General features: G+C 60.3%; 21 protein-coding genes, 2 tRNA genes and 2 riboswitches. Of the genes, 9 read left to right on the top strand and 14 right to left on the bottom strand.

Annotation, left to right across the window (positions count from 1 at the left end; translation table 11 throughout):
• Positions 1 to 61: 61 nt before the first annotated feature.
• From EDF70_RS20735 to EDF70_RS20710, 6 genes are all read right to left on the bottom strand, one after another.
• Positions 62 to 781: an ATP-binding cassette domain-containing protein gene (locus EDF70_RS20735; RefSeq protein WP_132277443.1), complete on the bottom strand. Its 720-nt coding sequence runs from the start codon at positions 779 to 781 to the stop codon at positions 62 to 64.
• Positions 778 to 2,403, bottom strand: a complete 1,626-nt coding sequence (gene thiP, locus EDF70_RS20730) for a thiamine/thiamine pyrophosphate ABC transporter permease ThiP (protein ID WP_132277441.1) — start codon at positions 2,401 to 2,403, stop codon at positions 778 to 780. Before thiP ends, EDF70_RS20735 begins: the two co-directional genes overlap by 4 nt.
• Positions 2,404 to 2,406: 3 nt before the next feature.
• Positions 2,407 to 3,423, bottom strand: a complete 1,017-nt coding sequence (gene thiB, locus EDF70_RS20725; protein WP_132277439.1) for a thiamine ABC transporter substrate binding subunit — start codon at positions 3,421 to 3,423, stop codon at positions 2,407 to 2,409.
• A gap of 38 nt (positions 3,424 to 3,461) precedes the next feature.
• A riboswitch (TPP riboswitch) is annotated at positions 3,462 to 3,566 on the bottom strand.
• Positions 3,567 to 3,616: 50 nt separating this feature from the next.
• Positions 3,617 to 4,042 (bottom strand): response regulator, encoded by a 426-nt coding sequence (locus EDF70_RS20720; RefSeq protein WP_281033628.1) that lies wholly within the window; start codon positions 4,040 to 4,042, stop codon positions 3,617 to 3,619.
• A 188-nt stretch (positions 4,043 to 4,230) separates the two neighbouring features.
• Positions 4,231 to 6,060, bottom strand: coding sequence for an ABC-F family ATP-binding cassette domain-containing protein (locus EDF70_RS20715; protein WP_132277435.1), 1,830 nt, complete (start codon positions 6,058 to 6,060; stop codon positions 4,231 to 4,233).
• 3 nt (positions 6,061 to 6,063) lie between these two features.
• Positions 6,064 to 6,714: a thiamine diphosphokinase gene (locus tag EDF70_RS20710; RefSeq protein WP_132277433.1), complete on the bottom strand. Its 651-nt coding sequence runs from the start codon at positions 6,712 to 6,714 to the stop codon at positions 6,064 to 6,066.
• A 154-nt stretch (positions 6,715 to 6,868) separates the two neighbouring features.
• Positions 6,869 to 6,946: riboswitch (SAM riboswitch) on the top strand.
• A 59-nt stretch (positions 6,947 to 7,005) separates the two neighbouring features.
• Between EDF70_RS20710 and metA the strand changes: the two genes are divergently transcribed.
• Both metA and EDF70_RS20700 read left to right on the top strand, forming a co-directional pair.
• Positions 7,006 to 7,932, top strand: coding sequence for a homoserine O-succinyltransferase (gene metA, locus EDF70_RS20705; protein WP_132277431.1), 927 nt, complete (start codon positions 7,006 to 7,008; stop codon positions 7,930 to 7,932).
• 123 nt (positions 7,933 to 8,055) lie between these two features.
• Entirely contained in the window at positions 8,056 to 9,075 is a 1,020-nt protein-coding gene (locus EDF70_RS20700; protein WP_132277429.1) for an aldose epimerase family protein, read from the top strand.
• On the opposite strand, the gene EDF70_RS20695 is transcribed toward EDF70_RS20700, so the two are convergent.
• The 7 genes from EDF70_RS20695 to EDF70_RS20665 form a co-directional block, all read right to left on the bottom strand.
• Positions 9,076 to 9,729 carry an exopolysaccharide biosynthesis protein gene (locus EDF70_RS20695; protein WP_132277427.1) on the bottom strand — a complete coding sequence of 218 codons (654 nt, stop codon included), beginning with the start codon at positions 9,727 to 9,729 and terminating at the stop codon, positions 9,076 to 9,078. It lies immediately after the preceding gene.
• A 119-nt stretch (positions 9,730 to 9,848) separates the two neighbouring features.
• Positions 9,849 to 10,523, bottom strand: a complete 675-nt coding sequence (locus EDF70_RS20690; RefSeq protein WP_132277425.1) for a DUF2076 domain-containing protein — start codon at positions 10,521 to 10,523, stop codon at positions 9,849 to 9,851.
• A gap of 25 nt (positions 10,524 to 10,548) precedes the next feature.
• Positions 10,549 to 11,262 (bottom strand): Bax inhibitor-1/YccA family protein, encoded by a 714-nt coding sequence (locus EDF70_RS20685; RefSeq protein ID WP_132277423.1) that lies wholly within the window; start codon positions 11,260 to 11,262, stop codon positions 10,549 to 10,551.
• A gap of 21 nt (positions 11,263 to 11,283) precedes the next feature.
• Complete coding sequence (locus EDF70_RS20680) at positions 11,284 to 12,057, bottom strand: anti-sigma factor (RefSeq protein WP_132277421.1); 774 nt, start codon at positions 12,055 to 12,057, stop codon at positions 11,284 to 11,286.
• Complete coding sequence (locus EDF70_RS20675; RefSeq protein WP_132277419.1) at positions 12,044 to 12,589, bottom strand: sigma-70 family RNA polymerase sigma factor; 546 nt, start codon at positions 12,587 to 12,589, stop codon at positions 12,044 to 12,046. Before EDF70_RS20675 ends, EDF70_RS20680 begins: the two co-directional genes overlap by 14 nt.
• A gap of 141 nt (positions 12,590 to 12,730) precedes the next feature.
• Positions 12,731 to 12,805: transfer RNA gene (locus tag EDF70_RS20670), tRNA-Gly, on the bottom strand.
• Between the two features lie 255 nt (positions 12,806 to 13,060).
• A tRNA-Gly gene (locus EDF70_RS20665) sits at positions 13,061 to 13,135 on the bottom strand.
• 248 nt (positions 13,136 to 13,383) lie between these two features.
• Here EDF70_RS20665 and EDF70_RS20660 point away from each other — a divergent pair.
• The 4 genes from EDF70_RS20660 to EDF70_RS20645 all read left to right on the top strand — a co-directional run bounded on the left by EDF70_RS20660 (position 13,384) and on the right by EDF70_RS20645 (position 15,978).
• Positions 13,384 to 13,908 carry a prolyl-tRNA synthetase associated domain-containing protein gene (locus tag EDF70_RS20660; protein WP_132277417.1) on the top strand — a complete coding sequence of 175 codons (525 nt, stop codon included), beginning with the start codon at positions 13,384 to 13,386 and terminating at the stop codon, positions 13,906 to 13,908.
• A gap of 58 nt (positions 13,909 to 13,966) precedes the next feature.
• On the top strand, positions 13,967 to 14,995 hold the full coding sequence (gene trxA, locus EDF70_RS20655; protein ID WP_132277415.1) for a thioredoxin: 1,029 nt from the start codon (positions 13,967 to 13,969) through the stop codon (positions 14,993 to 14,995).
• A 111-nt stretch (positions 14,996 to 15,106) separates the two neighbouring features.
• On the top strand, positions 15,107 to 15,781 hold the full coding sequence (locus EDF70_RS20650; RefSeq protein ID WP_132277413.1) for an LON peptidase substrate-binding domain-containing protein: 675 nt from the start codon (positions 15,107 to 15,109) through the stop codon (positions 15,779 to 15,781).
• Between the two features lie 8 nt (positions 15,782 to 15,789).
• Entirely contained in the window at positions 15,790 to 15,978 is a 189-nt protein-coding gene (locus EDF70_RS20645) for a Trm112 family protein (RefSeq protein ID WP_132277411.1), read from the top strand.
• A 10-nt stretch (positions 15,979 to 15,988) separates the two neighbouring features.
• Here EDF70_RS20645 and EDF70_RS20640 read toward each other — a convergent pair whose 3' ends face one another.
• Positions 15,989 to 17,203 (bottom strand): ubiquinone biosynthesis hydroxylase, encoded by a 1,215-nt coding sequence (locus EDF70_RS20640; protein WP_132277409.1) that lies wholly within the window; start codon positions 17,201 to 17,203, stop codon positions 15,989 to 15,991.
• Between the two features lie 80 nt (positions 17,204 to 17,283).
• Between EDF70_RS20640 and tesB the strand changes: the two genes are divergently transcribed.
• From tesB to EDF70_RS20625, 3 genes are all read left to right on the top strand, one after another.
• Entirely contained in the window at positions 17,284 to 18,171 is an 888-nt protein-coding gene (gene tesB, locus EDF70_RS20635) for an acyl-CoA thioesterase II (RefSeq protein WP_245519256.1), read from the top strand.
• A gap of 213 nt (positions 18,172 to 18,384) precedes the next feature.
• The gene (locus EDF70_RS20630; protein WP_165932080.1) at positions 18,385 to 18,735 is read left to right on the top strand and encodes a P-II family nitrogen regulator; all 351 of its coding nucleotides are present in this window, start codon (positions 18,385 to 18,387) and stop codon (positions 18,733 to 18,735) included.
• 28 nt (positions 18,736 to 18,763) lie between these two features.
• On the top strand, positions 18,764 to 20,116 hold the full coding sequence (locus EDF70_RS20625) for an ammonium transporter (protein ID WP_132277405.1): 1,353 nt from the start codon (positions 18,764 to 18,766) through the stop codon (positions 20,114 to 20,116).
• Positions 20,117 to 20,236 lie beyond the last annotated feature (120 nt).

Below are 20,236 nucleotides of genomic sequence, written 5' to 3'. Positions count from 1 at the left end.
TTCGGATAGCGGACTTTGCATCAGCCCACGTCCAAATTGTGGCACGCCCGTTGACGCTTTTTCACAAGTCGAGGAATTCCGTGAGGCCGGGCACGTCCCTGCGCATCAGAAATACCTCGATTTCCGCCTGCAAGGCGACCTCGCCATGATCGATGAACAGCGCGTGATCCGCAAGCTGGCGCACCTCACCGGCATCGTGGGTAACGATGGCGACAGTGTTGCCCGTCTCACGGTGAAGTTCCAGCAGCAGCCGTGCCATCGATTGTCGCAGGCCCGGATCAAGTGCGGCAAAAGGCTCATCCAGCAGAAGCACGGGGCGCTGCCGCACCAGCGCGCGGGCAAAAGCGGCACGCTGTCTTTCGCCGCCGGACAGAGTGCCCGGCATGCGCTTTTCATATCCGCCCAAACCCACACGCTCCAGCGCCTCGCTTATCCGTTTCCTGTCGCCGGAGGTGAGCTTCAGCGCGGGGTGAATGCCAAGGCCGATATTGGTGGCAAGGTCCAGATGGGCGAAAAGATTGTTATCCTGAAACACCAGCGACACCGGCCGCTGCGAAGGATGCAATGCCGTGACATTGCTGCCGCCAATCGAAATTTTTCCGCTGTCCGGTGTCTCGAAGCCGGCGATCAGGTTGAGAAGTGTGGATTTTCCCGATCCTGAGGGGCCGGTAATGGCGGTGATCGCGCCGCCTGGCAGTTCGCAATCGAACCGGAATTTTCGGGTGCCCAGCGTCAGGCCCACGTTCTGCACTCGAATGCCGGATGGCTCGCTGGCTGTCATCCTCGTTCGTCTTTCCTGTCGCGTTGACCGGCCGTGCCGGCAATCGTCAAGCCCAGGCACAGAAGGGCCAGAATCAGTGCAAACCCGTCCGCATCGGCGGTACGGTAGCTGCCCAGCCGGCTATAGACCAGCCAGGGCAGGGTGACGAGATCCTCCGATCCGAACAGCGCGACCGCGCCGAGATCACCGAGCGACAAAGCCATGGCGAAGGAGAGGGCTGTGGCGAGAGGGGTTTTCAGCACCGGCAGGTCAATCAGCCGCAGCCGTGTGAAGCCGAAAACGCCGAGATTGGTGGCCTGTCTGGCCGTCCGTTGCCTGTGTATCGCAAAGGCGGGAGACAGAACGCGCATCACGAAGGGCAGGGCGGTCATGGCGTTGATCATCACCACCAGCAGCGGTGCAAAGCGCGAAACCTCGCCGTAAGGCCGGAGCAGCAGGAACCAGCCGGTACCGATCACCACCGGCGGCACAAGCAGCACAAGCGATGACAGGCTGGCAAGCAGGGCGGAAAAACTGCGGGCGGTGAGGCCGGGTTTGCGGCTGTCGGCCAGGGCGGCGCGGGCATTGATGATGGTGATCGCCGCCGCCAGCGAGATCATTGCGGCCATAAGGGCGATCCACACACTCGTCCATACTGCCTTCCAGAATACGGGGGTGGTCAACAGCCGGGCAAAATCGGCTTTTACCCCGGCAACAAGGATGGAGACGAGTGGCAGGCACAGAAAGAGCACGGCGAGGACAATAAAAATTCCATCCCAGAAACGCGCAGCGCTGCTGCCGCCATCGAACCGCCGTGCCGAACGACCGGTGGCGGCATTGTCGTCCCCAGGTGTCGGCAGCAGCGCCATAAGAGCCAGAACCGATGCGGTGACGGCGATCTGCAGCAGGGATAGGGAGATGGCGCGCGCAGGATCGAAATCGAAGCGCAGCGACTGGTAGATCGCCACTTCCAGCGTCGTTGCTGCCGGCCCGCCACCAAGCACTAGCACAAGCGTAAAGCTGGTGGCGCAGAGCATAAACACCAATCCCGCAATCCCGGCCAGAAGTGGCTTCACCGCCGGCCACTCGACAAAACGGAATACGGAGAAAGAGGGCAAGCCGAGGCTGGCCGACAATCGCCAATATTCCGGCGGAAGGCGCTCCAGCCCGGCCAGAAGCAGCCGGCAGGCGAGCGGCAGGTTGAAAAACACATGTGCGATCAGAATACCGCTCAGGCCATAGATGCTGACCGGATCGCTGACGCCGATCATCGCCAGCCCGCTGTTGAGCACGCCGGTGCGGCCCCAGATGCCGATCAGGCCAAGCGCGCCGATCAGAACCGGCAGGCCCATCGGCACGGCCATCAGCCGGATGATCCAGATGCGGCCGGGGAATTTGGGCTGGCGTGCCAGCGCCAGCGCCAGCGGCAAGGCAAGTGCCACCGAAAGCAATGTCGAAAGCCCTGCCTGCAAAAGCGTGAAACGCAGAATACGCCAGACATAGGCATCGAACAGTGGTCGGCCCGTGTCACCGCTGTCGAAGAAGAGAAGGGCGATGACGGCGAGAGCGATGAACAGGGTGATGCCGGCGAAAACCACTCCGCCGCCGGCATATCCGCGTTGTCGCTCCGCCTTCGTCAGCATGGGTCAGTTCAGGCTCATGGCGGCCAGCCATTCATCGATCCAGGCGCGGCGGTTGTTTGCCACCTGTGCCGGGTCCATCAGAAACGTCTTTGACGGCTTCACCAGCTTGTCGAAAGCGTCCGGCAGCGGTTTGTCGGTTGCCGTTACCGGCATCATCCAGTTGGTGGTGGCGATCTCGTCCTGAAACGCTGGCGTCACCATGAAGGAGAGGAATTTCTGCGCCAGTTCCCTGTTCGGCGTGTTCTTCAAGAGACCGGCCACCTCGATCTGGATATAATGACCTTCGGAAAAGGCCGCGGCCTGATAGCGGTCGCTCTTATCCTCGACCATGTGATAGGCGGGCGAGGTGGTGTAGGAGAGTACCATCGGCACTTCGCCCTTGGTGAACATGCCATAGGCTTCCGACCAGCCGGGCGTTACCGTCAGCACGCGCTTCTTCAGTTGTGCCCAGGCTTCCGGCGCCTTGTCGCCATACACGGATTTCACCCACAAAAGCAGACCGAGACCCGGCGTCGAGGTGCGTGGGTCCTGAATGACGATTTTTTGGGAAGGGTCGCCCTCCACCAGTTCCTTCAGGCTTTTCGGCGGGTTCTTCAGCGTCTGCGTATCGTAGACAACGGCGAAATGGCCGTAGTCATAGGGCACGAAAATATCGTCCTGATAACCGCCGGGAACCGTCAGTTTCGCCGTGTCGACGCCACTCTTGTCGAACAGGCCGGTATCGATCGCCTCTTTCACGAGATTGGTATCGAGGCCGAGTGCGATATCGGCCTTGGTGCCGGCGCCTTCCAGCTTGAGGCGCGTCAAAAGCGCCACGCCATCGGCGACGGCGACGAAATTGACCGTGCAGTCGCAGGTCTTCTCGAACGCCGCTTTCACCTTGGGGCCGGGACCCCATTCGGCGACAAAACTTTCGTAGGTGTAGACAGTGAGTGTCTTTTTCTCCTGCGCATGGGCCGGCAGGGCAAAGGACAGAGCGGCAGTCAAAACCGCGGCAAGGGAAAATATTCGTTTGCGCATCGGCGCCTCCTCAATACGAATAATGGGAATAGGGCGCTGATGATGAGCCGTCTAATCCCTCCGCCGGTGTTAGCCGGATCAGGTTCCGCGGGTTGGCAAAAGCCTCTCAGCCGCATTTACATGCAGCACCCCGTTAGAGCGGTAAAAGATGTAATCCGTGCCTGCGATCTTGGCAAGCGCCGCCGATGGGGCGTCAGTGCTGGGTATGGCGGAACACGTGCAGCTCACGCGGCACGGCCGCGATGCCGCCGACGCGGCTGGCGATCGCATAATTGATCGACTGTTCCAGCACTTCCGGCATGGCCGGTTTGGTCAGCACACCGAGCGTGCCTTCGACGCCGTCATTCACGTCTTCCGGGTTGGCCGTCATGAAAATCACGGTGATGCCGAATTCCTCGGCCAGCTGCCGGGCGATCTCGGGTCCGGTCGGACCATCGGAAAGATTGATGTCGACAAGAGCAATGTCGGAAGAAGCCGCAAGTGCCATGGCATGCTTGCGTCCGCTGGCAAAACCGGAGACTTCCAGGCCCATTCCTTCAATGGTCTCGGCCACATCAAGTGCAATGAGGAATTCGTCCTCAACGATCATAACCCGTTGAATCATTTGTTTGCTCGCCACTCGGCGAAACGCAGAACTCGCCGACACGGAACGTCCCCTCGTTGAACTCGAAACATGTCTCCGGCACAGGCCTTTTCCAAGGGCATGTGACCGGATTACGTATCGAACGTCCAGCAAACGCTAATGTTCCGCCACGCGACAGATTTTTGTCGGTCTAAAATATTGTTAACAATAACATTTTGTTTGCATTAGCTTTCCAGCTCCTCGCGCAGCATTTCCAGCTCCAGCCATTCCTCTTCCATCTTTGCCTGTTTTTCACGCAAGGCCGCCGCCTGTTCCGCCAGTTTTGCAAAGGCTTTCGGGTCCTTCGAAAACAGGTTGGGGTCGGCCATGGCCTGATCGTGCTTGGCAAGCTCGGCTTCTGCCTTGGCGATTTCCTTCGGCAGGTTTTCGAGCGCAAACTTCTGCTTGAAGGAGAGTTTGCCCTTGGATTTCGCCGGCTCGCCAGCTGTCGATGACGATGCGGTGGGTGTTGCCACCGACTTTGCCTTTTCCGCCTTGCGCTTTTCGTCAGCGGCACCTTTTCGCTGCGCCAGCATGTCGGTGTAGCCACCTGCGTATTCGATCCAGTCGCCATCCGGTGCATCCGGGCTGGCCGGCGCGATGGTCGAGGTCACGGTGCGGTCGAGAAAGTCACGGTCGTGGCTGACGAGAATGACGGTGCCGTTATAACCCGCAACGATTTCCTGCAGCAGATCAAGCGTCTCGATGTCGAGGTCGTTGGTCGGTTCGTCGAGGATCAACAGGTTCGATGGCTTGGCCAGCATGCGGGCCAGCATCAGCCGGGCGCGCTCGCCACCCGAAAGGTTCTTGATCGGCGTGCGGATCTGCTCCGGCTGGAACAGAAAGTCCTTCATGTAACCGGCCACATGCCGCTGCTCGCCATTGACCAGCAATGTCTCGCCGCGACCGTCGGTCAGGTAATGCGACAGCGTGTCTTCGAGATCGAGATCTTCGCGCTTCTGGTCCAGCGTGGCGATTTCCAGATTGGTACCGAGCTTGATCCAGCCACTGTCGGGCTTCAACTGGCCGGTCAGCATCTTCAGAAGTGTCGTCTTGCCGGCGCCGTTCGGGCCGACGAGACCGATGCGGTCGCCACGATGGATGCGGATCGAGAAGGGTGCGACGATGGTGCGGTCTTCATAAGCCTTGGTGATGTTTTCAGCTTCCACCACCAGCTTGCCGGATTCGCGACCTTCGGCCACCGAGGCCTGAACAGAACCCTGCGCTCCCTTGTGGCCACGATAATCGGCGCGCATGGCCTGCAATTCGCCGACGCGGCGCATGTTGCGCTTGCGGCGTGCGGTCACGCCATAGCGCATCCAGTGTTCTTCGCGTTCGATTGCCTTGCCCAGCTTGTGCTGCTCGATCTCTTCCTCTTCCAGCACCTGATCACGCCAGGCTTCGAAATGGCCAAAGCCACGCGAAAGCCGGCGGGATGTGCCGCGGTCCAGCCAGACGGTGGCGTTCGACACCTTTTCAAGGAAACGACGGTCGTGGCTGATGACGACAAGCGCGCTGCGCGTCTTGCGCAACTCTTCTTCCAGCCATTCGATGGTCGGCAGGTCGAGATGGTTGGTCGGCTCGTCCAGCATCAGAATATCGGGTTCCGGCGCCATGACGCGGGCAAGTGCGGCACGGCGTGCCTCGCCGCCCGAAAGGCGGGCAGGGTCTTCCTCGCCGGTCAGGCCGAGATGTTCCAGAAGATAGGTGACGCGGTACGGATCATCGCCCGGTCCAAGGCCGGATTCGGCATAGGCCTGAACGGTGGTGTAGCCGCCGAAATCGGGCGCCTGTTCGAGATAGCGAATGGTCGCCGACGGATGACGAAAGACCTCGCCCGATTGCGCTTCGACAATGCCGGCAGCGATCTTCATCAGTGTCGATTTGCCCGAGCCGTTGCGGCCTACAAGGCAGATACGGTCGCCCGGTTCCACCTGCAGGTTGGCGCCGTTCAGAAGCGGCGCGCCACCAAAGGTCAGCAGGATGTCGTCGAGTTTCAGAATTGGGGGTGCCATGGTTCAGGCTCCGGTCAGGTCATAGGGGCGGGCGAGGACGATTGCCCTGCCTCGCTGAAGAGAAAATTCCACGGTGCCTTCCGCGACATTGGAAACGGTGCGCGAGGAGCCGAATGGAAGCGAAAAGTCGGTGACGGGATAACGGACGTTGCGGATATCGAGCCCTTCCAGATCGGAAAAGCCGAGAACCGAAAACAGCGAATTGCCGGGCAGGTCGAGAGTGATCGTGCCCGGCAGAAGCGGCACGGCTTCTTCCTCGCCCGACGTCAGAAGAATGTCGAACCCCTCCTCGGCCAGCCGCACGGCATGCAGCAGGTGTTGCAACGCATGGTCCGAGCGCTCGCCGCCCAGCGCGCCGGCAAGGATCAGGCGTTTTGCCCCGCGTGCGATGGCCTCACCGGTGGCGATTTCGCCGTCCGTTTCGTTCTTGGCAGGCGGATAGGACTGACGTTCGACATCGGGCCATTGCTGCTGAAGGCCGGCGTCGGACGAGTCGAAATCACCCACCCAGAGCTCCGGCTGCAAACCAAGTGCTGCCGCATGGCGCATGCCGCTATCGGCCGCAATGCTGCGGCTGCCGGCCAGTGCCTGTGTCAGGCGCTCGGTCACGGTCAGTGGTCCGCCAAGCAGAATGGTGAAGGTCGTTGATGTCATCGGCAATGCCCATAGCGCAAACCGGCGAAAAAGGGAAAGCGTGACGCCCAATTCCGATGATTTTCGTCAGGTGACGGAGAATGCCTGCGATCTGCCTCTTCAAGGCAAAATCATGCTGCCATTGACGGCAGCCTCAGCAAGGATTATCTCAAATGCTGAACTTCGTGGTGATTTGGCCGGCCGGCTTGCAGCCACGTTAAAAAAGTCGCTAAAGGGCCGCGAGGAATAGGTACTTCCCACGGACCGGTTTGCGATTTTTTGCGGCCGGTTTTCTGTTTTGTGGGTTCCAACATGCCGATCAAGATTCCCGATACCCTGCCTGCTTTCAAGACGCTGGTTCAGGAAGGCGTGCGCGTGATGACCGAGACCGCCGCCGTGCGGCAGGACATCCGCCCGTTGCAGATCGGCCTGCTCAACCTCATGCCCAACAAGATCAAGACCGAGATCCAGATGGCGCGCCTCGTCGGCGCCTCGCCGCTGCAGGTCCAGTTTTCGCTGGTGCGCATCGGTGGCCACAAGGCCAAGAACACGTCGGAGGAACATCTCCTGTCCTTCTACGAGACCTGGGAAGAGGTGAAGGACCGCAAGTTCGACGGGTTCATCATCACCGGTGCGCCGGTGGAAACGCTGCCCTACGAGACCGTGACCTATTGGGATGAGTTGAAAACGATCCTCGACTGGACGCATACCAATGTGCATTCGACGCTGAATGTCTGCTGGGGTGCGATGGCGTCGATCTACCATTTCCATGGCGTTCCCAAGCACGAGCTGAAGGAAAAGGCCTTTGGCGTCTACCGGCACCGCAATCTCGCGCCGGCTTCGGTCTATCTCAACGGTTTCTCCGACGATTTCCAGGTGCCGGTGTCGCGCTGGACGGAAGTGCGCCGTGAAGACATCGCCAAGGTGCCGGATCTGGAAATCCTGATGGAATCCGAGGAAATGGGCGTGTGCCTCGTGCACGAGAAAAAGGGCAACCGGCTCTACATGTTCAACCATGTGGAATACGATTCCACCTCGCTTGCCGACGAATATTTTCGCGATGTCGATGCCGGTATCCCGATCAAGATGCCGCATGACTACTTTCCGCACAACGACGCCGAACTGACGCCGCAAAACCGCTGGCGCAGCCATGCGCATCTGTTTTTCGGAAACTGGATCAATGAGATCTACCAGACCACCTCCTATGATCTGGAGGAAATCGGCAAGGATCGCGACTGATCGGTGCACCTTGCGACCGGGATCTCCCGTCGCAAGGTTTTCATAACTGCGAATATGCGTAACCCATTGCTAAGCCAACCCAAATGAGACAGGTTGCTGTCTCAGGTTGAGGGAGCTGGGTTTATGGTTGCAGGGGAACGCGAGGTTTTCGGTCACACGCCGAAGGGGGAGACCGTCCACCGGGTGACGATATCCGGTGGTGGATTGACCGCCAAGGTTCTCACCTGGGGCTCGGTCATTCAGGACCTGCGGTTCGAAGGCCATGAGGCACCACTGGTGCTCGGCCTCAACACGCTCGATGAGTATCTGCGCTATTCGCCCTATTTCGGCGCCACGCCCGGCCGCGTCGCCAACCGCATCAGCGCCGGCCATTTCGAACTGGATGGTCAGGCTTACCAGCTGGAACTCAACGAAAACGGTCTGGGCCATCTGCATGGCGGCAGCGACGGTATCGCCAAACGCAACTGGACGATCGTCGATCTTTCCGCCGACCGCGTCGTGCTGTCGATCACCGATGGCGATGGTCGCGGCGGTTATCCCGGCAACTGTACGATCACGGCGACCTATCATCTCAAGGATGATGGCGTTCTTTCGGTCATCTACGAGGCGATCACCGACAAGCCGACCATCTGCAATGTCTGCCAGCATTCCTATTTCAATCTCGATGGCAGCGATACGATCCTTGACCACCAGATCATGCTGGCCGCCGATCATTACCTGCAGGTTGACGACATGCTGATGCCAACCGGATCGCTCATTCCGGTCGCCGGTACGGATTTCGACTTTCATCAGATGCGGCCGATCCGCCGGGAGGTCGCCGGCCAGCAGGTGCCTTACGACCACAATTTCTGCCTCTCGACCGAACGGACGGAAAAACGCAGCGTGGCACTGGTGCGCAGTCTCCATTCCGGCGTGGCCATGGAAGTGCGCACCACGGAACCGGGCGTGCAGTTTTATGCCGGCGTGAAGCTGCATGTGCCGGTGTCCGGCATCGGTGGCCGGCCTTACGACAATTACGGCGGCTTCTGCCTGGAAACGCAGGTCTGGCCGGATGCCGCCAATCATCCGCGGTTCCCCAGCGCCGTGCTGCGGCCCGGCGAAACCCTGCGGCAGGAAACCGACTACGTGTTTTCGCGCAGTTGATTACTGGAAGAAGGTCAGGAGCAGATAGATCGCGCTTTTGATCATGGCGTAGACCACGCCTGCAACAACGCCGAGCGAAACGACACCGATCGCAGCGCCTGCGATCGTCCAGATGCCATCCTTTTCGAGAATGCCGAAGGCGATGACGCACAGCGCCAGCGCCGGCAGCATATTGCCGAGCGGGATGGGCAGCGCCAGCACGAGCGCGAGGACCAGGCAGAGGGCGCCGAGCAACCGTTCTGCCGGTGGCGCCGCGAACATTGTCAGCCGCGGTTTCAGCATCCGTTCCGCCTTGGCGATCCACGGATTGGCCTTGCTCATCATCGTGCCGAAATCGGTGCGCGCCATCGAGCGTGCGGAAATCAACTGCGGCAGCCAGGGTTTCCAGCCGAACATCAGTTGCACCGTCAGGAATATCAGCGGCACGCCCAGTATGGCCGAGGTGCCGGGTGGCACTGGCAGGCAGTTGGGCAGCGCGAAGACCAGGATCAGTGCGCCGATGGCGCGGTCCTTCATGCTGGCGAGGATATCGGCAACCGAGACACGATCGCGCGTTTCGTCGCCGGCAAGGTTTGCGAGGATTTCGGAAAACCGCAGAGCGCTCTGCTCGCAGTTGTGATCGTCGGCGATATGAGGGTGTTCTTCTGAGGCCATCGGGTCCAGAGGTAATGCGAATGCGCTGACGATGCGAGCCTTTTAGGCGAAGGACGTGACAGAAAAAAGAAATGGCCGCGGGCAGGCGCGGCCATTTCGGATGGTGAAGGCGATGAGGATCAGAAATCCATGTCGTCGCCGCCGTCATCCATTCCGGTGTCGGCATCTTCGGCCGGCTGTGCTGGTTCAGGGGCTGGCGTTTCCGCTGCCTGAGCCTCGTTGCCGCCCATCATGCCCATGATGGCATTGCCGAGCAGCACGCCGCCGGCGACACCCATGGCTGTCTGCGCAGCACCGGCCAGAAAACCGCCGCCGCCGCCCGCGCCACCAAAGCCGCCGCGCTGTGCGGCGCCCTGACGACCCCAGGGGCCGCTTGGCTGTCCGGCCTGCTGGCCGCCCGGCTGACCATTCGCGTCGCCATTGGCATTCTGGGCGTAACCCTGATTACCGTAAGCGGCAGCTGTCGCTGGTGCCGCACCGCGATAGGCGGCGCTGTTGGCGGGCTGCTGACGCGGCTGGCTGTTGTTGCCGAACAGGTTGGAGAGGAACCCGCCACCGCCTGCGGGGCGTGCCGAGGCCTGGTATTCCAGTTCCTCGATACGACGCTGGGCGGCTTCAAGTGCCTGCTCCTGCACGACGATCGTCTGCGCCATGAAATAGGGCGCTGCCGGCTGCGATGCGACGCGCTGGTTGATGAAGGTTTCGGCCTCGCCGTCCCGTGGTCCGGTCTGGCCTTCAACCTGCTTCAGTTTACCGAACAGGCCGTCGATTGCGTGGCGGTCGTTCTGGTCCATGAAGGATACTCCTTGGTTATGCGTCTTATTCTTCGCGCTGGCCGGTGAAGTTCAACAGCAGCTGGAAGATGTTGACGAAGTTCAGGTAGAGCGACAGCGCGCCCATCACGGCCATTTTCTGCTGGCTCTCCTGATCGTAGTTTTCGGCATACTGTTCCTTGATGTTCTGGGTGTCCCAGGCGGTCAGGCCGACGAAAACGACGATACCGATGACCGAGACGGCGAACTGCAGGGCGCTGGAGCCGAGGAAGATGTTGACGATTGAGGCGATCATCACGCCGATCAGACCCATGATCATGAACGAGCCGAACTTGGCGAGGTCACGCTTGGTGACGTAGCCGTAGAGGCTGGTCGCGCCGAACATGGTGGCGGCGATGAAGAAGGTGCGGGCGATGCTGGCACCGGTGAACACGAGGAACACGGAAGCGAGCGAAAGACCCATCACGGCGCAGAAGGCCCAGAAGGTCATCTGTGCCGATGCGGCCGACATCGACTGGATCTTGAACGAGAAGAAGAACACGAAGGCGAGCGGGGCCAGCATCACCACCCACTTGAGCGGCGACGAGAAGATCGGCACGTAGAGCGCCGGCGTGGTGCCGACGACGAAAGCGACGATGCCGGTGATGACCAGGCCGAGGCCCATGTAGTTGTAGATGCGCAGCATGTGCTTGCGCAGGCCCTCGTCAAATCCCGCGCGGGATTCGACCGAGGCATTGTAGCCGAAACGGGGCGTATTCATGAAATTGCTCCTCTGTTGAACTTAGTAAAGCGTGTCGGCGAGGGTTTGCGCCTCGTCCTTGAGCTGGTTGGCGTTGTCTGTTTCGGAAACGAGCGCATAGGCGACGTCACCGATCTGCCAGTAGGAAGCCTGCACACCGCCGGATTTGGTCAGCATCGCCTGCTGCACGGCAAAACTGCCGGGGCGTACGGCAAACAGCGACAGGCGTTCGGTGCCGTCGCGCAGGATGGTCACCTCGACGCTCGGGCCGAAGGCGGATGGAAAGATCTGTACGTCCTTCACCTGCCAGTCGGCCGGAATATCCGGCATGACGATGGCGGTGGCCGAGCGGATGTCGGCGGCGTCGTAATTGGCCGTTTCCGTCTGCGACGGCATGGTCGAGCGCAGTTTCGACGTCGTATGCGCACCGATCGCCGCATCGACAAAACTCGGGACCGGTGTCGAGGCTTCCACCGTGCTCGGCGTGAACGGGCCGACATAGGTATTGGCAACCCAGCCGGCGCACAGAAGCAGGCCGATTGCCGCCACGCGCTGGATCGAATGGATCATGCGGTTGCGCGACAGCGCACCTTGGAGGCGGCGGGCGGCCTCGCGGGTTTCGGGCCGGCCATGTGTCGGCGCCTTTGCCAGCGCCAGACGCAATTCGCCACGAATGGAAAGGTCGGCCATCACCTTGGCGGCGATCTCCGGGTGTTCGGACAGATGGGCCTCCACCTCGATCCGGCGCGCGGTGTCGAGCTGGTCGTCCACATAGGCGTCGATATCGGTGGGCAGGATCGGGTCAACGGGTTTCATCGCGTCCGCCTCCAATGATCTTCAGGTGACTGGGTGTGGCATTGCGCCGGCCTTCCTCGAAGGCGCGCAGTTTTTCGCGCGCACGCGAAATGCGCGACATCAGCGTGCCAACGGGAATGGAAAGGGCGGTGGCGGCCTCCTGATAGGAAAGGCCTTCGATCGCCACCAGATGCAGGGCATCGCGCTGCTCATCGGGCAGATCGTGAAACGCCTCGCGCAACTGTTTCAGGCGGATCGAGTGATGGGGATCGGTCTGCTCCACGGTGTCGACCAAATAGGCCGCGTCGTCATGGCGGCGATCCAGCGATTTGGCGCGGCGCAGGCGGTCGATATGGGTGTTGTGGACGATCGACAGCAGCCAGTTGCGCAGGTTGCCGCCGGTGCGGAATGTCGCCTTGCGTTCATAGGCGCGCACCAGCGCGTCATGGACCAGGTCTTCCGCATCATCAGGGTGGCGAACAAGCGAGCGCGCGTAACGACGCAAGCTCGAAAGCTGTGTCAGAACGTCGAAGGGCTGCCGTTTGTTGCTCATGATCCAGTATACGCAAGCCGCATGCGGTTTATTCCGCCGCGATGCTAAACTTTTTCCGACATGGCAAACGAAGCCTTTGTCAGGCCCGGTCAGATCGTAATGTCATGGATGTTTTTCGGAAAAATCTCTCCTGAGAGAGAATGGAGCGGGTGAAGCGATTCGAACGCTCGACCCTAACCTTGGCAAGGTTATGCTCTACCCCTGAGCTACACCCGCTCATAATCCACCGGTCCGGGGTAGTTATGCTGAACCGTGGGCCACATCGCTGCGACGAGGCGGTGTATCGCTCAAACCATTTTCAAATGCAACACCTTTGTGACGAGGCTGGAGCATTTTTCTGATGGTGTTTGTGGAAAAAGCCGGTGCGCCATTCGTGGCCGCATGCCGATTACGCCAGCGCGAAAACAGTCATGTCGAAAGCGATCACGCTGAGCGTGTGCTATCGTGTCTCAATTCGGCTTGAAGAGAAAATGGAGCGGGTGAAGCGATTCGAACGCTCGACCCTAACCTTGGCAAGGTTATGCTCTACCCCTGAGCTACACCCGCTCATAATCCATCGGTTCGGGGTAGTTATGCTGAACCGTGGGCCGCATCGCTGCGACGAGGCGGTGTATCGCTCAAACCATTTTCAAATGCAACAGGGAAATTGTCTGCACGCGAAGAAAATGGTGAGGCGGTTGATAAAAAGCTCAATGCTCGAGCGAGCAGGCGGGTCCGATCATGTCGCTTGCAGACCTTGTTGCCACCGGATGCGCTGTCTAATGTCGCGAAAACATTCAATGGAACAGCACGACATGACCGAGACTGAACAGCCCGTGACACTGCCCGCCACCGCCGCCGATCTTTTTGAATTTCTGGATGGCCTCGGCATCCCGCATGCGACCAAAACCCATGCGCCGGTCTTCACCGTTGCCGAGTCGGAAAGCCTGCGCGACGAAATTCCCGGCGCTCACACCAAGAACCTGTTCGTGAAGGACAAGAAGGACCAGTATTTTGTCGTGACCGTGGAGGAGCGGGCCGAGGTGGACCTGAAGACCATTCACAAGGTCATCGGTGCTTCCAGTCGCGTCTCTTTTGGCCGCCCGGAAAAGATGATCGAGTTTCTAGGGGTCATTCCCGGCTCGGTGACGGTGTTTGCCGCCTTCAACGACAAGGACAACAACGTCACCTTCGTGCTGGACGAGGCGCTGATGGCATCCGAGATCATCAACGGCCACCCGCTTTCGAACGACGCGACGACCTCGGTTTCGACGACTGATCTGATCCGCTTCTTCAAGGCCACGGGGCATGAGCCGCTTGTCTTGAAAGTAACGGGCTGACATACGATCTTTTCAGCCTACATATAGAAGACATTCAAAGACCTTCGGGGAGACCATCATGAGCGACACGAACAATCCTTATGGCGGCAGCCAGTATGGCGGCTCCTATGGCCAGTCTTACGGCGGCCAGGGCGGGGCTTCGGTCTCCTATGGCGGCGCTCCTGCCGCACCGGCACCTGTTGCCGCAGCTTCTGCGCCTGCACCGGCCGGCGATGTCATCGTCGATACGACGACGGCCGGTTTCACCAGGGATGTTCTGGAGGAATCGCGTCTCCGCCCGGTTCTCGTGGATTTCTGGGCGCCCTGGTGCGGGCCGTGCAAGCAGTTGACGCCAGTCATCGAAAAGGTCGTCAACGAGGCGGGCGGCGCGGTGCGTCTGGTCAAGCTCAATATCGATGATCACCCGTCCATTCCCGGCCAGCTCGGCATTCAGTCCATCCCGGCCGTCATCGCCTTTGTCGATGGTCGCCCGGTCGATGGTTTCATGGGTGCGGTGCCGGAAAGCCAGGTGCGTGAATTCGTCGAAAAGCTGGCCGGCCCTCCCGGCGCCGATCAGGCGGCCGAAATCGAGGCTGTGCTGACAGAAGCCGAAGGCCTGCTGGTCGCCGGTCAGGTTCAGGATGCTGCCCAGCTTTACAGTGCCGTGCTTCAGGCCGATCCGGAAAATGCAAAGGCCGCTGCCGGCATGATGCAGTGCCTGATCGCACTTGGCGAAACCGCGCGTGCCGGCCAGATGCTGGCCTCGCTGCCGGAAGAAATGAGCGCCGATCCTGCCATTCAGGCAGTAAAAACCAAGCTGGAGCAGATCGAGGAAGCCCGCAAGCTCGGTGATCCCGTGGCGCTTGAGCAGGCGCTTGCCGCCAATCCGGACGATCACGAAGCGCGCATGAACCTTGCAAAAATCCTCAACGTGCAGGGCGATCGTGAAGCGGCCGCCGAGCACCTTCTGACGATCATGCGCAAGGATCGTACATTCGATGAGGATGGCGCGCGCCGCCAGCTTCTGCAGTTTTTCGAAGTCTGGGGTCCAAAAGATCCGGCGACGATTTCGGCGCGCCGACGTCTGTCGTCCATTCTGTTTTCCTGATCAAATCTTGCACTTGCGTTTCGGCATGACCGCCCCACATTACTCGTGAGGCGGTCAGCCGGCATGAAACAGAGCCGCGGGAGAGACCGCCGGAACTTCCGGAGGTTAGGCATGCATGTTGGCAACGCGCGATATCTGAAACTCGAGGACCTGCCCGAAAAAGTCCCCGTTTTCCCTTTGACCGGCGCGCTTCTTCTGCCCGGCGGCCAGTTGCCTCTCAATATTTTCGAGCCGCGTTATCTCGCCATGTTCGATGCCGCCATTTCCGGCAACCGGTTGATCGGTATCGTGCAGCCCGCCATGGGCGAACATGAGGGCGAAGAGGGAGTACGCTCCGCGCTCAGCCATATCGGCTGTATCGGGCGCATCACCTCCTTCGGCGAAACGGGCGACGGCCGTTACATCACCTCTCTCAGCGGCATCTGCCGCTTTCGCCTGATCGAGGAAGTTGGCGACGGGCACCCGTTCCGCAGCTTCAAGATTTCGCCATTCCTTTCGGACCTGACCGACGAGGATGAGGCATCCGTCGATCGCGATGCCCTGCTGCGGGTGTTTCGCGCCTATCTCGATGCCAACAAGCTGGAAGCGGACTGGGAAAGTGTGGAGCGCGCCGGAAATCGCACGCTGGTCAATTCCCTGTCGATGATGTCCCCTTTCGGTCCGGCCGAAAAACAGGCATTGCTGGAAGCCCCGGACCTGAAATCCCGCGCCGACACGTTGATCGCGATCACCGAGATCCTGCTGGCGCGCGGTTTTGGCGAGGCTGATACGACAAGGCTGCAATAGGCGAGACGATGGACGAGAGACTGAGCAAGGTTGATCCAAGGCTGCTGGAACTGCTGGTTTGCCCGCTATCCAAGGGGCGGCTGGTGTTTCAGCGCGATACCAATGAACTCGTGTCGGAAGGGCCGCGGCTCGCCTATCCGATCCGCGACGGTATTCCGATCATGCTTGTCTCCGAAGCCCGCAAGCTCGAAGGCTGAGTTTTGTCGGTTAGATCGCCTGACCGGACAGCAGGCGTGGCCCGCCTTTTTCCGAGGTGCCAGCAGCTTCCCCGATGAAATAGGATTTCACACCCGGCAGGCGCTCGACGATGCCCATTCCCAGATCGCGCGCGATACGGATCGGGCCGACATCGTTGGAAAACAGCCGGTTCAGAACATCAGTGGTGACGCCCATTCTGAATGTGTCGAAGCGGCGCCAGGACTGGTAACGTTCCAGCACGTTGAGCGAGCCGATATCCAGACCGAGCCTGTCGGCCTCGACCACGGTCTCCGCCAGCGCTGCCACATCCTTGAAGCCCAGATTGAGGCCCTGGCCGGAAATCGGGTGGATGCCATGGGCAGCATCGCCCGCCAATGCAAACCGTTGGGCGACGAAGGATCGTGACAGGGTAAGGCCGAGCGGAAATGCCTTGCGTCCGCCCAGAACGCGCAATTCTCCCAGTTTGTGGCCAAAGCGACGCTGCAATTCTTCCTCGAACACCAGATCGTCCGATGCGACCAGCCGGTCGGCATCGGCGGTGCGCTCGGTCCAGACCAGCGACGAACGGTTGCCGGTGAGCGGCAGGATGGCGAACGGGCCGGACGGCAAAAAGTGTTCTTCGGCCACGCCTTCGTGCGAACGTTCATGTTCGACGGTGGCGACAATGCCCGACTGGTCGTATTTCCAGCTCACCGTCTTGATGCCGGCCATATCGCGCAGCTTTGAGCGTACGCCGTCGCAGGCAACCAGAAGGCGGGTCTCGACCGTCGAGCCATCCGAGAGTGAGAGGGTGGTCGCCGTGTTGCCGGTCACGAAACCGGTGCCGGAAACGCCGTGGCGGATGCTGATGCCGAGGCGTGCGCAGGCATTGCGCAGCGCCCGCACCATCGAGACGTTGGGAATCATGTGGGCAAATGGCCGGCCTCCCTCGACGTCTCCATCGAAGGTGAGGAAAACGGGACGAACCGGATCGGAGGTGCGCGAATCGGTGACGATCATGCGGTTTATCGGCTGCGCATCCGGCAAGATTTCCTGCCAGGCGCCAAACACGTCGAGCATGCGGCTAGCGGCGGCAATCACCGCAGAAGCGCGCTCATCCTTTTCCCACACGCCTTCCGGCGCTGCCTCGATCACCTCGACCGCCAGATGCGGCGCTGCCTGCTTGACGGCCACCGCGGCGCTGAGGCCCACATAGCCGCCTCCGACGATCAGCATGTCCAGCATATCAGGCTCCGTTTTCTATTCTGCTTCTTCGTCTATATAGAGCATGCCTCTTCGGCTTCCTATCACCGGGACTGATCAAAATGCCGCATAACGACGATTCCGCACGCTCCGCCATGGATGGCCTGCTCGCCACGCTCGATCTCGAAAAGCTCGAGGAAAACCTGTTTCGTGGCAAAAGCCCGAAGGTTGGCTGGCAGCGCGTTTTTGGCGGGCAGGTGATCGCGCAGGCACTGGTTGCCGCCCAGCGCACCGTCGATGCGGATCGTTTCACCCATTCGCTGCATGCCTATTTTCTGCGCCCCGGCGATCCGGCCGTGCCGATCGTCTACCAGGTGGAGCGCATGCGTGACGGCTCCAGTTTCACCACCCGCAGTGTCGTCGCCGTCCAGCATGGCCGGCCAATCTTCACGATGACGGCGTCCTTCCAGGTGGATGAGCCCGGTTTCGACCATCAGATCGACATGCCGAACGTGCCGCCGCCGGAACAGTTGCTGGGTGAGGAGGATTTCCAGAAGCAGGTCCTGTCGCATGCGCCCGAGGCGATCCAGAAATATTGGGGCCAGAAGCGACCGGTCGAATTCCGTCCCGTCTCTCTGCGCCACTACATGACGCGCGAAAAACTCGAGCCCGAGCAGCAGATCTGGGTGCGCACGACTGGGCCGGTGCCGATGGATCGTGGCGTGCAGGCCGCTGTGCTGGCCTATCTGTCCGATATGACGCTGCTCGATACCTCGCTCTACGCGCATGGCTCGACGATCTTCGATCCGAATATCCAGGCGGCAAGCATCGACCACGCCATGTGGTTTCATCGCCCGGTCGATTTCGCCGACTGGCTTCTCTACACGCAGGACAGCCCGAACGCCCGAAATGCCCGCGGAATGACCCGTGGCAGCCTTTTTACGCGTTCCGGCGTGCTGATTGCGTCCGTCGCGCAGGAAGGTCTGATTCGCAAACGGGCAAATGACTAAATAATAGTCATTTTTTGAAAAGCGCCGTTAATTTGGGCGCTTTTGTGGCAATCAGTTGCCGCAAGTTTAACGCGCTGATCTTTAATCTTTACATTTCAATAACTTATTTCTCGTTTCGAATCTGGCACGCGCCTTGAATGGTGAGTGGCAGTCGATGCGCCTGATCAGCCGTCGATCAGGGAACATCGGCCGTTGGCGCCGAGATAACAAAGGATGGGAAACCACATGAAAATCGTGATGGCCATTATCAAGCCGTTCAAGCTCGATGAGGTGCGCGAAGCTCTCACGGCAGTCGGTATCCAGGGCCTGACCGTAACCGAGGTCAAGGGTTACGGGCGCCAGAAGGGACATACCGAAATCTATCGTGGCACCGAATACGCCGTCAGCTTCCTGCCGAAGTTGAAAATCGAAATCGCCGTCGCAGCCGATGTGGTTGAAAAGGCCGTAGAAGCCATCGCGTCGTCCGCAAAGACGGGCCAGATCGGCGATGGCAAGATTTTTGTCTACTCGATCGAACAGGCCGTGCGCATCCGTACCGGCGAAACCAACACAGAAGCGCTTTAAGCAGGGCGGTCAGGGGAGTTTTCCAGCTATGTCGTTTACAAAAATTTCCAACCTTGGACGCGTTGGGGCCGCAGCAACTGCGCTTTTCGCTCCGGCCGTCGCGTTTGCGCAGGAAGCAGCACCTGCTGCCGCTGCCGCAGCACCGATTCCGGACAAGGCCGATACCGCCTTCATGTTCATCTGCACGCTTCTCGTGCTGTTCATGCTGATGCCGGGCATTGCGCTGTTCTACGGCGGTCTCGTCCGCGCCAAGAACATGCTGTCCGTCCTGATGCAGTGCACGGTCGCTGGTGCGGCCATCATGCTGATCTGGGTCACCTACGGTTACTCGTTCGCCTTCGGTGGCAGCACGTCTGCCTTCTGGGGCGGCACGGCCAAGATGTTCCTCTCCGGCGTCGGCGTCGATTCGACGGCCGCAACCTTCTCTGACGGCGTCGTCATTCCGGAATTCATCTTCGTGATGTTCCAGATGACCTTCGCAGCACTGACGCCTGCACTGATCATCGGCGCCTTTGCCGAACGCATCAAGTTCTCGGCTTCGATCCTGTTCTGCATCCTGTGGGTCACCTTCGTCTACTTCCCGATCGCTCACATGGTCTGGGACGCAAACGGCCTGATCTTCGGCTGGGGCGCACTTGACTTCGCTGGCGGCACGGTCGTTCACATCAATGCGGGTCTCGCTGGCCTCATCGGTGCGATCATGGTCGGCAAGCGTACCGGCTACGGCAAGGACATGATGGCTCCGCATTCGATGACGCTGACGCTCGTCGGCGCCGCCATGCTGTGGGTCGGCTGGTTCGGCTTCAACGCCGGTTCCAACCTCGAAGCCTCCGGCGGCGCGATGCTCGCAACCGTCAACACCTTCGTTGCCACCGCTGCTGCCATCATCTCGTGGTGCATCGTCGAAACGTTTACCCGCGGCAAGGCTTCGCTGCTCGGTGCCGTTTCGGGCATGATCGCCGGCCTCGTTGCCATCACGCCTGCTGCCGGCATTGCCGGCCCGATGGGCGCCATCGTCATGGGCCTGATCGTTTCGCCGCTGTGCTACTTCTTCGTTGCCGTCATCAAGAACAAGTTCGGCTACGACGACACGGCTGACGTGTTCGGCGTCCACGGCATTGGCGGCCTCTTCGGCGCGCTTGCCACCGGCATCTTCGCTTCTGCGTCGCTCGGCGGCATCGGTTATGCCGAAGGCGTCACCATGGGCGGCCAGTTCATGACGCAGGTCTATGCCGTTCTCGTCACCATCGCATGGTGCGGTATCGGCTCCTTCATCATCTACAAGATCGTCGACATCATCGTCGGCCTGCGCGTCACGGTCGAAGCCGAACGCGAAGGTCTCGACCTTGCCTCGCACGGCGAAGCTGCCTACCACGATTGATGACTTTTGCGCGGCGGGCCTGCCCGCCGCGTGATGTTCTCAACCTCCAAACGTTTCAAAGGCCCGGCGCGATCCCGCTCCGGGCCTTTTTGCCGGGGTAAATTTTGCCCTTACAGGCGT

Source organism: Neorhizobium sp. JUb45 (assembly GCF_004343585.1).
Lineage (GTDB): Bacteria > Pseudomonadota > Alphaproteobacteria > Rhizobiales > Rhizobiaceae > Neorhizobium.
The sequence above is the reverse complement of the archived record's forward strand: the minus strand, read 5'-3'. Positions and strand labels throughout refer to the sequence as shown.

Excerpts from the sequence above, each read along its gene's own strand:
- EDF70_RS20735 (WP_132277443.1), bottom strand. The coding sequence starts at position 781 with ATGACAGCCAGCGAGCCATCCGGCATTCGAGTGCAGAACGTGGGCCTG.
- thiP (WP_132277441.1), bottom strand. The coding sequence starts at position 2,403 with ATGCTGACGAAGGCGGAGCGACAACGCGGATATGCCGGCGGCGGAGTG.
- thiB (WP_132277439.1), bottom strand. The coding sequence starts at position 3,423 with ATGCGCAAACGAATATTTTCCCTTGCCGCGGTTTTGACTGCCGCTCTG.
- EDF70_RS20715 (WP_132277435.1), bottom strand. The coding sequence starts at position 6,060 with ATGGCACCCCCAATTCTGAAACTCGACGACATCCTGCTGACCTTTGGT.
- EDF70_RS20710 (WP_132277433.1), bottom strand. The coding sequence starts at position 6,714 with ATGACATCAACGACCTTCACCATTCTGCTTGGCGGACCACTGACCGTG.
- metA (WP_132277431.1), top strand. The coding sequence starts at position 7,006 with ATGCCGATCAAGATTCCCGATACCCTGCCTGCTTTCAAGACGCTGGTT.
- EDF70_RS20700 (WP_132277429.1), top strand. The coding sequence starts at position 8,056 with ATGGTTGCAGGGGAACGCGAGGTTTTCGGTCACACGCCGAAGGGGGAG.
- EDF70_RS20695 (WP_132277427.1), bottom strand. The coding sequence starts at position 9,729 with ATGGCCTCAGAAGAACACCCTCATATCGCCGACGATCACAACTGCGAG.
- EDF70_RS20690 (WP_132277425.1), bottom strand. The coding sequence starts at position 10,523 with ATGGACCAGAACGACCGCCACGCAATCGACGGCCTGTTCGGTAAACTG.
- EDF70_RS20685 (WP_132277423.1), bottom strand. The coding sequence starts at position 11,262 with ATGAATACGCCCCGTTTCGGCTACAATGCCTCGGTCGAATCCCGCGCG.
- EDF70_RS20680 (WP_132277421.1), bottom strand. The coding sequence starts at position 12,057 with ATGAAACCCGTTGACCCGATCCTGCCCACCGATATCGACGCCTATGTG.
- EDF70_RS20675 (WP_132277419.1), bottom strand. The coding sequence starts at position 12,589 with ATGAGCAACAAACGGCAGCCCTTCGACGTTCTGACACAGCTTTCGAGC.
- EDF70_RS20660 (WP_132277417.1), top strand. The coding sequence starts at position 13,384 with ATGACCGAGACTGAACAGCCCGTGACACTGCCCGCCACCGCCGCCGAT.
- trxA (WP_132277415.1), top strand. The coding sequence starts at position 13,967 with ATGAGCGACACGAACAATCCTTATGGCGGCAGCCAGTATGGCGGCTCC.
- EDF70_RS20650 (WP_132277413.1), top strand. The coding sequence starts at position 15,107 with ATGCATGTTGGCAACGCGCGATATCTGAAACTCGAGGACCTGCCCGAA.
- EDF70_RS20645 (WP_132277411.1), top strand. The coding sequence starts at position 15,790 with ATGGACGAGAGACTGAGCAAGGTTGATCCAAGGCTGCTGGAACTGCTG.
- EDF70_RS20640 (WP_132277409.1), bottom strand. The coding sequence starts at position 17,203 with ATGCTGGACATGCTGATCGTCGGAGGCGGCTATGTGGGCCTCAGCGCC.
- tesB (WP_245519256.1), top strand. The coding sequence starts at position 17,284 with ATGCCGCATAACGACGATTCCGCACGCTCCGCCATGGATGGCCTGCTC.
- EDF70_RS20630 (WP_165932080.1), top strand. The coding sequence starts at position 18,385 with ATGGGAAACCACATGAAAATCGTGATGGCCATTATCAAGCCGTTCAAG.
- EDF70_RS20625 (WP_132277405.1), top strand. The coding sequence starts at position 18,764 with ATGTCGTTTACAAAAATTTCCAACCTTGGACGCGTTGGGGCCGCAGCA.